The organism is Tardiphaga robiniae (genome assembly GCF_013359755.1).
In the GTDB taxonomy this organism is placed as follows: domain Bacteria; phylum Pseudomonadota; class Alphaproteobacteria; order Rhizobiales; family Xanthobacteraceae; genus Tardiphaga; species Tardiphaga robiniae.
Genome location: NZ_JABMCJ010000071.1, coordinates 164,460 through 176,231, shown reverse-complemented (window position 1 = coordinate 176,231; position 11,772 = coordinate 164,460). Strand labels below are relative to the sequence as shown.

General features: G+C 62.9%; 16 protein-coding genes and 1 pseudogene. 12 read left to right on the top strand and 5 right to left on the bottom strand.

What is annotated here, in order from left to right:
• Positions 1–43 precede the first annotated feature (43 nt).
• Positions 44–697 (top strand): alpha/beta fold hydrolase, encoded by a 654-nt coding sequence (locus tag HP556_RS05560; protein WP_175366205.1) that lies wholly within the window; start codon positions 44–46, stop codon positions 695–697.
• Between the two features lie 85 nt (positions 698–782).
• On the opposite strand, the gene HP556_RS05555 is transcribed toward HP556_RS05560, so the two are convergent.
• From HP556_RS05555 to HP556_RS05550, 3 genes and pseudogenes are all read right to left on the bottom strand, one after another.
• A complete protein-coding gene (locus HP556_RS05555; RefSeq protein WP_175366204.1) occupies positions 783–1,208 on the bottom strand; it encodes a type II toxin-antitoxin system VapC family toxin in 426 nt (141 codons plus the stop codon).
• Positions 1,208–1,451: pseudogene (locus tag HP556_RS30195) on the bottom strand (type II toxin-antitoxin system Phd/YefM family antitoxin). The gene HP556_RS05555 and the pseudogene HP556_RS30195 overlap by 1 nt, the downstream one beginning before the upstream one ends.
• 70 nt (positions 1,452–1,521) lie before the next feature.
• Positions 1,522–2,172: a glutathione S-transferase family protein gene (locus tag HP556_RS05550; protein WP_120292210.1), complete on the bottom strand. Its 651-nt coding sequence runs from the start codon at positions 2,170–2,172 to the stop codon at positions 1,522–1,524.
• A gap of 363 nt (positions 2,173–2,535) precedes the next feature.
• Between HP556_RS05550 and HP556_RS05545 the strand changes: the two genes are divergently transcribed.
• The 9 genes from HP556_RS05545 to HP556_RS05505 all read left to right on the top strand — a co-directional run bounded on the left by HP556_RS05545 (position 2,536) and on the right by HP556_RS05505 (position 8,696).
• Positions 2,536–3,789 (top strand): serine hydrolase domain-containing protein, encoded by a 1,254-nt coding sequence (locus HP556_RS05545; protein WP_175366203.1) that lies wholly within the window; start codon positions 2,536–2,538, stop codon positions 3,787–3,789.
• A 121-nt stretch (positions 3,790–3,910) separates the two neighbouring features.
• On the top strand, positions 3,911–4,555 hold the full coding sequence (locus HP556_RS05540; RefSeq protein WP_175366202.1) for a phospholipase A2 family protein: 645 nt from the start codon (positions 3,911–3,913) through the stop codon (positions 4,553–4,555).
• Positions 4,556–4,662: 107 nt separating this feature from the next.
• A complete protein-coding gene (locus HP556_RS05535) occupies positions 4,663–5,820 on the top strand; it encodes a substrate-binding protein (RefSeq protein ID WP_175366201.1) in 1,158 nt (385 codons plus the stop codon).
• A gap of 91 nt (positions 5,821–5,911) precedes the next feature.
• Entirely contained in the window at positions 5,912–6,256 is a 345-nt protein-coding gene (locus HP556_RS05530; RefSeq protein ID WP_175366200.1) for a Lin0512 family protein, read from the top strand.
• Positions 6,257–6,386: 130 nt separating this feature from the next.
• Positions 6,387–6,710 carry an ArsR/SmtB family transcription factor gene (locus HP556_RS05525; RefSeq protein ID WP_093761570.1) on the top strand — a complete coding sequence of 108 codons (324 nt, stop codon included), beginning with the start codon at positions 6,387–6,389 and terminating at the stop codon, positions 6,708–6,710.
• Positions 6,707–7,117 carry an SRPBCC family protein gene (locus HP556_RS05520; RefSeq protein ID WP_175366199.1) on the top strand — a complete coding sequence of 137 codons (411 nt, stop codon included), beginning with the start codon at positions 6,707–6,709 and terminating at the stop codon, positions 7,115–7,117. The genes HP556_RS05525 and HP556_RS05520 overlap by 4 nt, the downstream gene beginning before the upstream one ends.
• A gap of 55 nt (positions 7,118–7,172) precedes the next feature.
• Complete coding sequence (locus tag HP556_RS05515) at positions 7,173–7,400, top strand: hypothetical protein (protein WP_175366198.1); 228 nt, start codon at positions 7,173–7,175, stop codon at positions 7,398–7,400.
• Between the two features lie 12 nt (positions 7,401–7,412).
• On the top strand, positions 7,413–8,072 hold the full coding sequence (locus HP556_RS05510; RefSeq protein WP_175366197.1) for a TenA family protein: 660 nt from the start codon (positions 7,413–7,415) through the stop codon (positions 8,070–8,072).
• 27 nt (positions 8,073–8,099) lie between these two features.
• Positions 8,100–8,696 carry a YdeI/OmpD-associated family protein gene (locus HP556_RS05505; RefSeq protein ID WP_175366196.1) on the top strand — a complete coding sequence of 199 codons (597 nt, stop codon included), beginning with the start codon at positions 8,100–8,102 and terminating at the stop codon, positions 8,694–8,696.
• Positions 8,697–8,726: 30 nt separating this feature from the next.
• On the opposite strand, the gene HP556_RS05500 is transcribed toward HP556_RS05505, so the two are convergent.
• The gene (locus tag HP556_RS05500; protein ID WP_175366195.1) at positions 8,727–9,365 is read right to left on the bottom strand and encodes a Vgb family protein; all 639 of its coding nucleotides are present in this window, start codon (positions 9,363–9,365) and stop codon (positions 8,727–8,729) included.
• 30 nt (positions 9,366–9,395) lie between these two features.
• A complete protein-coding gene (locus tag HP556_RS05495; RefSeq protein ID WP_175366194.1) occupies positions 9,396–10,616 on the bottom strand; it encodes a helix-turn-helix domain-containing protein in 1,221 nt (406 codons plus the stop codon).
• A gap of 122 nt (positions 10,617–10,738) precedes the next feature.
• Between HP556_RS05495 and HP556_RS05490 the strand changes: the two genes are divergently transcribed.
• The gene (locus HP556_RS05490; protein WP_246297412.1) at positions 10,739–11,488 is read left to right on the top strand and encodes a DUF899 domain-containing protein; all 750 of its coding nucleotides are present in this window, start codon (positions 10,739–10,741) and stop codon (positions 11,486–11,488) included.
• A complete protein-coding gene (locus HP556_RS05485) occupies positions 11,481–11,771 on the top strand; it encodes a hypothetical protein (RefSeq protein ID WP_246297410.1) in 291 nt (96 codons plus the stop codon). Before HP556_RS05490 ends, HP556_RS05485 begins: the two co-directional genes overlap by 8 nt.
• Position 11,772 lies beyond the last annotated feature (1 nt).

Sequence of the window (11,772 nt, the reverse complement as noted above, 5' to 3'; positions counted from 1 at the left end):
TCGGACTGTCGGCGCTTCAAGCTCAGAGCCAGGAGTGAACAATATGGCCACCTTTATCCTCATCCCCGGGGGCTGGCAGGGTGGCTGGATCTACCAACAGGTCGCCGAGATTCTCACAGCGCACGGTCACAAAGCCGTACCGATGACTCTTGCAGGGCTGGGCGATGCTCCTGCCCCAACGGCTAATCTTGATACTCACATTGGTGAAGTCGTCGCTACCGCAGGGGCGCAACACGATGACCTGGTCATTGTTGGCCAGTCCTACGGTGGAATGATCGTGAGTGGCGCCGCTGATACTGAGCCATCGCAAATCCGGGCGCTAGTCTATGTGGACGCCTATGTACCTGATACAGGCGATTCCGTATGGTCACTGACGACGCCTCGCTTTCGTGATCTCTTTATCGCGGGGGCTGAGGCTGATGGCCTCACCTGCACGCCGCCTCCCAATCTCGATCCGCGATGCCGGCCGCAACCAATCGGGACGTTTCTCCAATCGATCAAGCTCCGCGGACGTTGGCATGACGTGCCGCGCAAGACCTTCGTCGGTGCATTTGGATGGGAAGGAAGCCCATTTCATGATCTGCACGAACGCTTGAGTGACGATCCGGAGTGGTCGACCTTTGCCTTTGATTGCGGGCACAATGTCGCGCGGCACAAGCCCGAGGCGCTGGCCGATATATTGCTGGCTCACGTCTGATCAGCAAGTGGCGCAGAATAGCGAAGCATATTCCGCCGCATTGCAGATGGGTGGCGCAATACGCTTCGCTATTGCGCCCTACGTCTCACGCCAGCAATTTCGTCGGTACGCCCAGCACCGGCCCGGCGTCGGCCAAGCGCTGATCCAGCGTCTGCACCGTAGCGCCATGCTCCGCGGCGAGGGCAAGATGCAGCGCCTTGCCGGCGCGGAGTCCGAGTGTGTGTTGATCGACGAACTTTGCGGCCGTTCTGAAGTGTCTGCCAGTCACCGGCAACACCGTAAAACTCTCGACGACCAGTCTGCTGAACATGGCCAGCGCAGCCGCGCGCTGTTCCGGATGAATCTGCAAGGTTCGCAGCTTCATTGCCAAGGTTGAGGACATCTCGGTGATGGTCCAGTCGCTGATCAGAAGCTGCGCGGGCTCCTGTTCGGCAAGCCAATCCTGGACGTATGACGTCATCGCCGCGTTCGAAAGCGCGGCGACAATCAGCGACGTGTCCAGATAGAGCATCAGGAGCGGTCGCTGTCCCGCATCGATCGCACCAGATCGGCGGCGGCCTGTGTCTGCAACGGCATGCTCGCTGTCAGGGACTGGAGCTGGGCCGCGTCAATCGGCTTGCGCGGCCTAGGCCACGGCCGTGAGCCGCGCGACCGGCTTTCCGCGCCGGGTGATGCGATCGAATCTCCCGCCTCGACCCGATCGACAAGTTCGCTCAAATGGGTCTTTGCAATCTGCCAGATTGATCGCGTTCATATGCCGCTCCTGACCATCTACATGGTCATATAGCTCTGGAGAGTTCCAGTGACCCCAGAGCGGACTTTTGTTAGCCGGTCGGTGGCTTGCCGGTGAAGACCGCCAGTTGATCGGCGAAGGCGCGCTTGTAGGCGGGCCGTGCTTCGCCGCGGGCGATGTAGGCGCAGAGGTTCGGATAGTCCTCCAGTAGTCCCGACCCGTTCAATCTGCGCAGCACCGTCACCATCAGCAGATCACCGGCGCTGAACCTGCCGTCGAGCCAGTCGGCGTCGCCAAGGCGGGTGGACAGGTCTCCCAGTCGGGCGCGGACGCGATCGTCGAGAATCGGCAGGCGCGTCGCGTACCACGTCTTGTCGCGCTCCGTGAGCGTGGCGGCTCCGCGTTCCACGATCGGCGGCTCCACGGTGCTGAGCGCGGCGAACATCCAGGCGATCGCGCGCGCCCTGGCATTCGCATCGTCTGGCAGCAGGCCCGGATGGCGCTCGGCGATATGGAAGACGATCGCCCCCGACTCGAACAGCATGAGGTCGCCGTCTTCGTAGGTCGGGATCTGTCCGAAGGGATGAAGCCTGCGATGTGCGGGTTCTTTCATCTTAGCGAACGACAGTAGACGGACGTCGTAAGGCTGGCCCACCTCTTCGAGCGCCCAGCGAACGCTCATGTCACGCGCCAATCCCCTTCCGCGATCGGGAGACCGTTCAAAGGCGCTAATCGTGGGCATTGTTTCTCTCCACCTGGGTGTTTCGCATCCTTAGGACGAACGAGCAGCGCCTCTCCCGACAACCGATTTCGATTTTTGGCCGCGGAATTTCGCGGGCCGAACTTGTCATCGGACCCCGCCGGACCACGGATATTCTTCGAAACCGAGAGCATTGAGCGAGCTGCTAACTTAGAGATGAAATTACGGAGCGTCACACGCTCGATTCAGAATGATCAAGATGAGGTGGCTGTTCGAGTGAAGGACGGTCGCCTGCGGCAGTCGCCAGACGACATGCGACTGATCAATGCACCCCCGCTCAAACGCGGGATGTGCGTCATTCTCCGCGATGTTACGACTGGCTCATCATCCTCCCGGAGCCCCTTCATGTCTGACGCGCCTGCACCGAGCCAAGCCCCTACCGCCGCCGAGACCGATCCGAACACGCTCGGCTTCATGCAAGGCTTTCCGCCGCCGCAAGACAGGCTCATCACCTTCCACGACGGCTCGTTCCGCAACTTTCCCGAACTGCGCTGGGCCTGGAGCAATGTCCGCCAGCTCGTGCCAACGGTGAATGTCTGGCGCGGCGCAGGCGGCGCTTCGGTGCTGCCGCGCGCGGAGCGCGATATCGGCGGAATCGCGTCGACCACCATGGACGGCCGGCCGATGACCTTCGCGCGCATGTTCGACGAGACTTATGCCGACGGCATCGCCGTGCTGCACAAGGGCAAGTTGATTTACGAGCGCTATGCCGGCGCGCTGAAGCCGCACAAGCCGCATATCGCCATGTCGGTGACCAAGTCGTTTACCGGCACGCTGGCCGGCATTCTGGTGGGCGAAGGCAAGATCGATCCGCAGGCGCCGGTCACCGACTATGTGCCGGAGCTGAAGGCGAGCGCCTTCGGCGATTCTGATGTGCATGAGGTCATGGATATGACCACGGGGCTCAAATACACCGAGGTCTATACCGACAAGAATTCCGATGTGTGGGGACTGCGGCGCGCCAATGGCATGGCGCCGATCCCTCCGGATTACGAAGGCGCGAGCGACATCTTCGCCTTTCTCTGCACGCAGCAGAAGCAGGGCGAGCATGGCAAGGCCTTCGCCTACAAGACCGTCAACACCGACGTACTGGCCTGGATCATCCGCCGTGCCAGCGGCATGACGCTGTCCGATCTGTTGTCGGAACGCATCTGGGCGCCGATGGGGGCGGAGGAGGACGCGCATTATCACGTCGACCGCATCGGCACCGAGAGCGGTGGCGGCGGGCTATCGACGACGCTGCGCGATCTCGCGCGCTTCGGCGAGATGATGCGCAATCACGGGCGCTTCAATGGCCGCCAGATCGTGCCTAGCGCAGTGGTCGAGGACATCGAACGCGGCGCCGATCCCGCCAAGTTCAAGCCGGCCGGCTACACCACGCTGCCTGGCGCGTCCTATCGCAACCAGTGGTGGGTGACCCATAATGAACACGGCGGGTATATGGCGCGCGGCGTCTACGGGCAGGGGCTCTATATCGATCCGAAGGCCGAGATGGTGATCGCGCGCTACGCGTCGCATCCGGTCGCTGGCAATGCCTCCAACGATCCGGTGACGCTGCCGGCCTATATGGCGCTGGCGAAGGAACTGATGGCGGGCTGACCATCAGGGTTCGTGGAACCCGAGGGAACCCGGTCGGGAACCTTGGGGCAGGTTGGGCGTATGCTTGGCGGCCGACATCTTCCGTCGGCGCCAGGCGGACCCCTCCAGAATGATAAAACCCTTGTCCATCGCTCCGTGGCTGCGCTGCTGGTGTGCGGCGCTGTTGATGTTATGCACCGGCGTAGCAACGGCGCCTCTGTATGCGCAGGAGCGGGCGTCTGGCGCCCGGGCCGCCCGCAGCAATCCGGCTGTCGCCACTGACGGCGCGACGCTGATTCATGGCAATTACTGCGGTGCCGGCAATCGGCCGGGCAAACCGCCCATCGATGCCCTCGATCTCGCCTGCATGAATCACGATGCCTGCACACCGGCGAGCGGCATTCCTAACTGCGACTGCAACGCCAGGCTTCGCGACGAAGCAGCCGCAGTGGCCGGGGACCCCCGACAAGCGCCGGAGCTCCAGAGTCTGGCAGCATTGACCTCAGCGGCTGCGGCCGTGATGCTCTGCAAGCCGATGATCGATGCCGCAGTCCCTCCGGTGGTTGCTCCTGTCCCTGTGGCTCGCGACGCTCCTGCAGCAGGTGCGCCAGTGGCAATCACGCCGGCTCCCGTTGCTGGAGCACCGGTGTCGATTGTCCCTGATAGTGTCGCGCCCGTGGCTGCCGCTCCCGTAACGGACGTAACTGAAACCCCGCTGCCTGTCGCGCCAGTCACTGACGCTCCCGCGCCTGCCGTACCCGTGCCCAGGTCGACCGCGTTGCCCTGAGCAGGCAGAGTCTTGATCGGCTCTTGCGCGCTGCGATCTTTCCGGGGCAATCATGACCGCGAGTCCAGGTGCGCCGACCGCGCAGCTCATGGCAGAGGGAAGCGCGCATGAAGTTATCTGTTGCAGGGTTTGTCACGCTCGCATTCCTGCTGGGGCCTCTGGCGCTCGGCTCCGCTGCGAATGCCGCCGATCCCATCCGTATTGGCGCGGTCCTGCCGTTTTCCGGCGGTGTCGAACTTTATGGTGAGCAAGCAAAACTCGGGCTCGATCTCGCTGCCAGGGAGATCAACGCGGCGGGTGGCATTCTCGGCAGGCCGCTCGAGGTCATCTATGTCGATGACAAGACCCGGCCGGCCTCCGCCGAGAGCGCGATGCGGTCGGTGATCGACAGCGGCGTCGTGGCGGTTGTCGGCCCTGTCACCTCGGCCAACTTCAATGCGATCAGGCCGCTTGCCGAGAGCACGAAGACGCCGCTGCTTTACGCCACCAATTTCGAAGGCGGCACATGCAGCCGCTACATCTTTTCGTTCAGCACGGTGCCTAACCAGGATCTCGGCCAGTTGCTGCCCTATGTGAACGAGGCTGTCGGCAACACCTACTTCCTGCTCGGCGCCGATCGCGTCTGGCCGCACCAGATGTTCGATATAGCCAAGCCGCTGATCGAGAAGCTCGGCGGCACCATCGTCGGCACGCAATATACGCAGGGGACCGAGACGGACTTCACGCCGCTGATCAAGCAGGTGGCGGCGGCCAAACCGAAGGTGCTGCTGTTCGCGCTGAAGGGTGACGGCATCGATTTCATCCGGCAGGCCGATGATCAGGGCTTGTTCAAGGAGACCACGGTTGCATTCCTGGGATTGTCCGAGATCGATCTCGGCATCTTCAAGGGCAAGGGCCAGAACATGATCACCGTCGTGCCATCGCTGGCGACCAGCGACGCGCCGGAGATGAAGGCGTTCGTCGCCAAGGTGCGGGCCTCAGCCGGCAACGACGTGCTGGTGTCGAACTATGTCATGAGCCACTACAACACGCTGATCGCGCTCAAGGCTGCGATCGAGAAAGTGGGCCGTGTCGACAAGGAGGCCATCGTCGATGCGCTGGCCGGGCTCACCATCCCGTCGCCGACTGGAACGGTTACCATCGATGCGAACCACTATGCGACCATGAGCATGTTCATCGCCAGGACGCAGGGCAGTGAATTGGTCACCGTCCGTGCGCTCGGCAGAATTCCGCCGCAGCCGGGTTGCACATTGGCTGGTCGCTGATCGGAACTGGCGAGCAGACGACTGGTGTAAGTCGCGCGAGATTGCTTAACTCGGCATCGACACAATTCTGGATGAGCGAAGAGGACAACGAATGGCACGTGTGCGCTGTATCACCGAGATGGGCATGGGCGTCGACGTCCACGGCCGCGACGCCACTAAGGCTGCGAAGCGAGCGGTCTCCGATGCAATCCGCCATTCCAGCGTTGGCTTCTTCCGGATGGTTGGCAAGACGCCGTATGACATGTTTGTCGATGTGACCGTCGCGGTGCCGAATCCGGACGACGTCGACACGGCGGCGGTCGCGCAGGAATTGCCTTACGGCACCGTGACCGTGACCGCGGTCAAAGGCGGCCTCGACATTCCGGCCGAGAGTGGCGGCGACGGCATTCTCATTGCCAATGCGGCGGTGATCGTGAGCCTCGACGACGGCAAATAGAGTCAACTTGCCTCAGACGACGATCGTGCTTCCGCGATCTCGAGAACTCCCTCCCGTCCTTTTCACGCTTGACTAATCCATAACTCATTGGTTATTGATCTGATCGATAGCTGACGGGTTATGGATGGCGATGCCGAACACCTTCGATGTGCTCTTCAAGACGCTCGCCGATCCGACCCGGCGAGCGATCTTCGAGCGACTTTGTCGTGAGGGGGAGCAGACCGTCGCGGCACTGACCGCGCAAGCCGGGGTTTCGCAGCCGGCGGTCTCCAAACATCTCGGTGTGCTGAAGCAGGCGGGGCTGGTGCTCGATCGCCAGAGCGGCCGTCAGACACATTATCGATCGCAACCGGCGGCCCTGGCGCCGCTGCTCGACTGGACCAGCCAGATGGCCGGGTTCTGGGAGAGCCGGTTCGACGATCTCGAACAACTGCTGAAGAGGATGGACAATTGACCAATACTGCAGCCGAAACACGTTCCGTCGTCGTCGAGCGGGAATTTGGCCACGCGCCGGAAAAGCTCTGGCGCGCGCTGACCCAGCCGCATCTGATCGCCGAGTGGCTGATGAAAAACGATTTCCAGCCCGTCCTCGGGCATCGTTTTGATCTGAGCGCAAACTGGGGCGTGGTCGCTTGCCGGGTCACGGAAGTCGAGCCGAACCAAAAGCTCGCTTACACGTGGGAGGCCCTGGGTCTCGAGAGTGTCGTGACCTGGACCCTCACACCTTCAAGCAACGGGACACTGCTGCGGATGGAGCAGATCGGCTTCCGGCCGGATCAGGAGCAGGCCTATCAGGGCGCCAAGTTCGGATGGCCGCGATTCCTAGCGTCGATGGAGCAGCTTCTGGCGCGATTGGACTGAATTCGGCCGACACAGAACTCACGCAACTTCCGCATTGCACTGAGGGTTACTCAACATGAGCCTATGGATCAGATACGCACACCGCTGGCTGTCGCTGGCCTTTACCGTGACGGTCATCGCCAATTTCGCTGTCCGCGGATTTGGCGAGCCACCAGCCTGGGTGACCTTCTCGCCGTTGCCACCGCTGTTTCTGTTGATGTTCAGCGGTCTCTATATGTTCGTGCTGCCCTATACCGCAAAGTGGCGTAGAGCAACGCAGGGCAGTGGACGGATGAACGCGTGAACTGGAATGCGCATGGATATTTTTGATCGTCTCAAATCAGCTTCGGCCGATGACTGGTCCAGCTATGTCGATCATAGTTTCGTCCGACAGCTCGGGGCCGGCACGCTGCCAGAACCCGCGTTCCGCGCCTATCTGGTGCAAGACTATCTGTTCTTGATCCAGTTCGCGCGCGCCTATGCGCTGGCGACGTACAAGAGCCGCTCGCTTGACGACATGAAAGCGGCCCAAGGCGGACTTGCGGCCATTCTCGGCGAGATGGAGCTTCACATAAAACTGTGCGGCCGCTGGGGACTGTCGCCCGCCGACATCGAGGCCGCGCCCGAGCTTCAGGCAACGGTGGCCTATACGCGCTTCGTGCTGGACTGCGGCGCCGCCGGCGATCTGCTCGATCTGCATGTGGCGCTGGCACCGTGCGTGATCGGTTATGCCGAGATCGGCAAGAAGCTCGCGCCGGGTGGTGCCGACGCGCTCGGCGATCATCCTTATCGCGAATGGATCGGCGAATATGCCGGCGACGCCTATCAGGATATCGCGATGAAAGCACGCCGCCATCTCGACGATCTCGCCGCGCGTGCGATGACCGAGCGGCGCTTTACGGAGCTCGCCAAATTGTTTGGCCAGGCGTCGCGGCTGGAAGCTGATTTCTGGCAGATGGGGCTGGACGCGCGCTAACGCAGCGCGCAGCGGTCAGGACAGAGCATGGCACCCGTCAAAGTCGATCCCGCGAATGTGCGCGAGTTCAAGAGCGCCGACGCCTTCTATAAATGGCTCGGCAAGAACCACGACAAGGCCGACGAGGTCTGGATCAAGATTCACAAGCTAAAATCCGGCCTCGCATCGATCACGCCGCAGGAGGCGATCGATGTCGTACTGTGCTGGGGCTGGATCGACGGCATCCGCAAGGGACTGGACGAGACGAGCTTCCTGCAGCGCTATTCGCCGCGCGGCAAAAAAAGCGTGTGGAGCAAGATCAACGTCGACAATATTGCGCGCCTCGTCGACGAAGAGCGCATGACCGGGCACGGCCTTGTCCATGTTGAGGCGGCCAAGGCCGATGGTCGCTGGGATCGCGCCTATCGCGTCAAGGCGTCGGAGCTTCCTGCTGACCTGCAGGCGGCGATCGACGCCGAGCCAAAAGCGAAAGCGATGTTGGCAAAACTCAGCGCGCAGAACCGCTTCGCTTTGGCGTTCCGGGTGAACAACCTGAAGACCGAGGCCGGCCGCAAGAAGCGGATCGCGGCGTTCGTCGAGATGTTGAAGAAGGGCGAGACGATCCATCCGCAGGGGAAGAAGTAAGCCGCGACGGGAGGCGGCTCATGCGATCGATCACTTCCGCTTCGGTCGCTTGATTGCGCGTAGCTTGCCGCTGCCGCCACCGCCGCAGAAGAAGCAGTCCGCGCCATCGGATTCCAGGCCCGACACGCCGGTGCCTTCCGGCAGTTGAAGCCGCTCCAGCGCTTCGCCCGTCTGCGGATCGATACGGCGCACGTCGCTCTCGTCGTTTTCCCAGGTGCCGTGCCAGAGTTCGCCGTCCACCCAGGTGACGCCGGTGACGAAGCGGTTGCTCTCGATGGTGCGCAGAATCTTTCCAGTGTCGGGATCGATCTGGTGAATCTTGCGCTCGCGATATTGTCCCACCCACAGCGTGCCTTCGGCCCAGGCCATGCCGGAGTCGGCACCGCCGCCGGGCGCAGGGATGGTATTCAGCACGCGGCCGGTCGCCGGATCGATCTTCTGGATACGGTCCTCGGCGATCTGGAACAGATGCTTGCCGTCGAAGGCGGTGCCGGCGTGGGCGGCAACGTCGATGGCACGCACCGTCTTGCCGCTTGCGGGATCGAGTGCGTGGAGTTTGTTTCCGGATGCGAACCAGACTTGCGTGCCGTCATAGGTGACGCCATGCACGCCGTCGACGCCCTCGAAGGGGCCATATTCGCGGATGATTTCGGCTGCTGAGTTGGTCATGTAACTCTCCGTGATGATGTGACGACGACCCTAATGATCCGGCAGCGGCGGCGGGAGTAACAACATCGTCGCGAGTCCCGGCAGGGATGGCGACATCCAGCGGCGCGCCCGTCCGCGTCCGAACGGTTGTACCTTGTTAGTGGCGGCAAGTTCGTCGAGTGCCCGCTGAACGCTGCGCTGGCTGGTATCGAGCGCGAGCGCCAGTGCAGAGCTCGACCAGGCTTCTCCATCGGCGAGAAGCGCGAGCACTGCGGCGTGTTCTTCCTCGACCGGCCGCGCCAGCACGACGACGTCGCGGGCGCGGCGCAGGACCAGCGCAAAACCGGGCTTGGTCGCGTTCACCTCGGCCAGCGGCGCAAGCAGTTTGCGCAGCCGTCCCATCTCGACGCGGAGCCGCGCGCGATGAGAGTCATCGGCATGTCTGGCGCGGAATGCGCGCGCCAGCAGCGTTTCGCGCGAAACATCCGCAGGCCATGCTTCGCCGAGTGCGCGGGCGAGGGCGAACAGAACGGGCCGGGTGGCCAGCGACAGCTCTGTCTTCTGACAGCGGATGACATGCCGGCACGCATCGATGACGATGGCTTTCGAATTCTGCAGCGCCTCGACATCGTCGAGCAGCAACACGCGTTCGCCGCCGCGTGCGATCAGACGCGCAGCGGGAGCATCGAGAAGTCGGGACGCAGTGTCCACTTCGGCCGTTAGCGCCGGAATGCGGGCAAGCCTGGCGGCACGCTGCGCGTCGGCAATCGCGGTGCGTGACTTTTTCGCCTGCAGGCGGCGCATCGCGATGCCGGCGACGACCAGCGCGTGAGCGGTACGCAAGGCGGGCGGCAGAGGCGCGGGATCGAGCGCGCCGAGCTTTCGCTCAGCTTCGTCGAGACGTCCGATCAGCAGAAGCCGCCTGACGTCGAGATAGCCGCCATAGGCCGCATTCACGTGGTCGCCATGGGCATCGAGCGTCAGCCGCGCGGCGTCGAGCGCCTTGGTGGGCCAGTTCAGATCGCGCGAGACGAGGGCGATCTCGGCCTCGGCGACGATGCACCGCGCACGCGCCACGGGTTCCTTCGCACCGAAGGCGCGCGCGGCCCGTTTCACGAGCTCCTTCGCGCGTGCGAAATCGCCGAGCTGCGCCATTGCGATGCCGCGTAGCGCAAGCGCCGGCGCGTCATCACGCAATGCAACACGCTTCAGGGCACCCAGCGGATCACCCGCCGCGAGCGCGTGACCTGCGGCGGTGATCAGGGAGTCCATTCAAATCCCGCCACACTTGTCACTCCCACCCGTCCATTGCCGGATCCTAATCTACCTCACGACGATCAACCGGCAAGTCGTGTCGGGAACGCATGACGATGGACGAAAGTGGAGAGAAGGCCATGACGGCACCGATGAAAACACCACCGATTGTGTCACCGCAGGTATGGGAGGCAGCGCGAACGGACATGCTCGTGAAGGAGAAGGCTGTCATGCGCGCGCGCGACGCGCTCGCTGCCGAGCGCCGGCGGATGCCGTGGATGGAAGTGGATAAGGCCTATGCGTTCGAGGGGCCGGGCGGCACAGCCAGCTTGCTCGACCTGTTCGACGGCCGCCGCCAGTTGATCGTCTACCGCGCCTTCTTCGAGCCCGGCGTGTTCGGCTGGCCTGATCACGCCTGCCGCGGCTGTTCCCTGGGTGCCGATCAGGTCGCCCACCTCGCGCATCTGAATGCCCGTGATACCACGCTCGTCTATGCCTCGCGGGCACCGCAGGCGGACATCGCACGCCTGAAGGCGCGGATGGATTGGGAGATGCCGTGGGTCACGATCACAGACAGTTTCGACGCCGACTTCGGTGTCGACGAGTGGCACGGCCATAACGTGTTCTTCCGCGACGGTGACCGCGTGTTCCGCACCTATTTCATCAACAGCCGCGGCGACGAGGCGATGGGGACCACCTGGAGCTATCTCGACGCGACGCCGCTCGGCCGCCAGGAGGTCTGGGAGGATTCGCCCGAAGGCTACCCTCAGACTCCGACCTACAAATGGTGGAACTGGCACGACAACTATGTCGCTGGCGCCGCACCCGACAAGAAATGGGTCGAGGTCTCGGCCGCCGGAGAGGCCACGTTTAGGAAGACCGATGAGTAGCGCTATCGATGACGTCGATCGCGCGAAGGCCTATCGCTGGAAAATGCGTAGCCTTGCGCCGGCCGCCGATTGGCTATGCCTTACGGCCGCACCGGCCTTCGCATTGATGGCGCTGCTGACGGGTGTGCTCGATGGCAGTTCGCCGGACCTGCTCTGTTCAACGTCGCGTTCATCGCCGTGGAGTGGAATGGCGGTGATGTATGCCTTCATGAGCTTGTTCCATGCCGTGCCCTGGCTCAGGCTGATATCCGGCCGATACCGCCAATCGCAGTGGCGGACGTGAC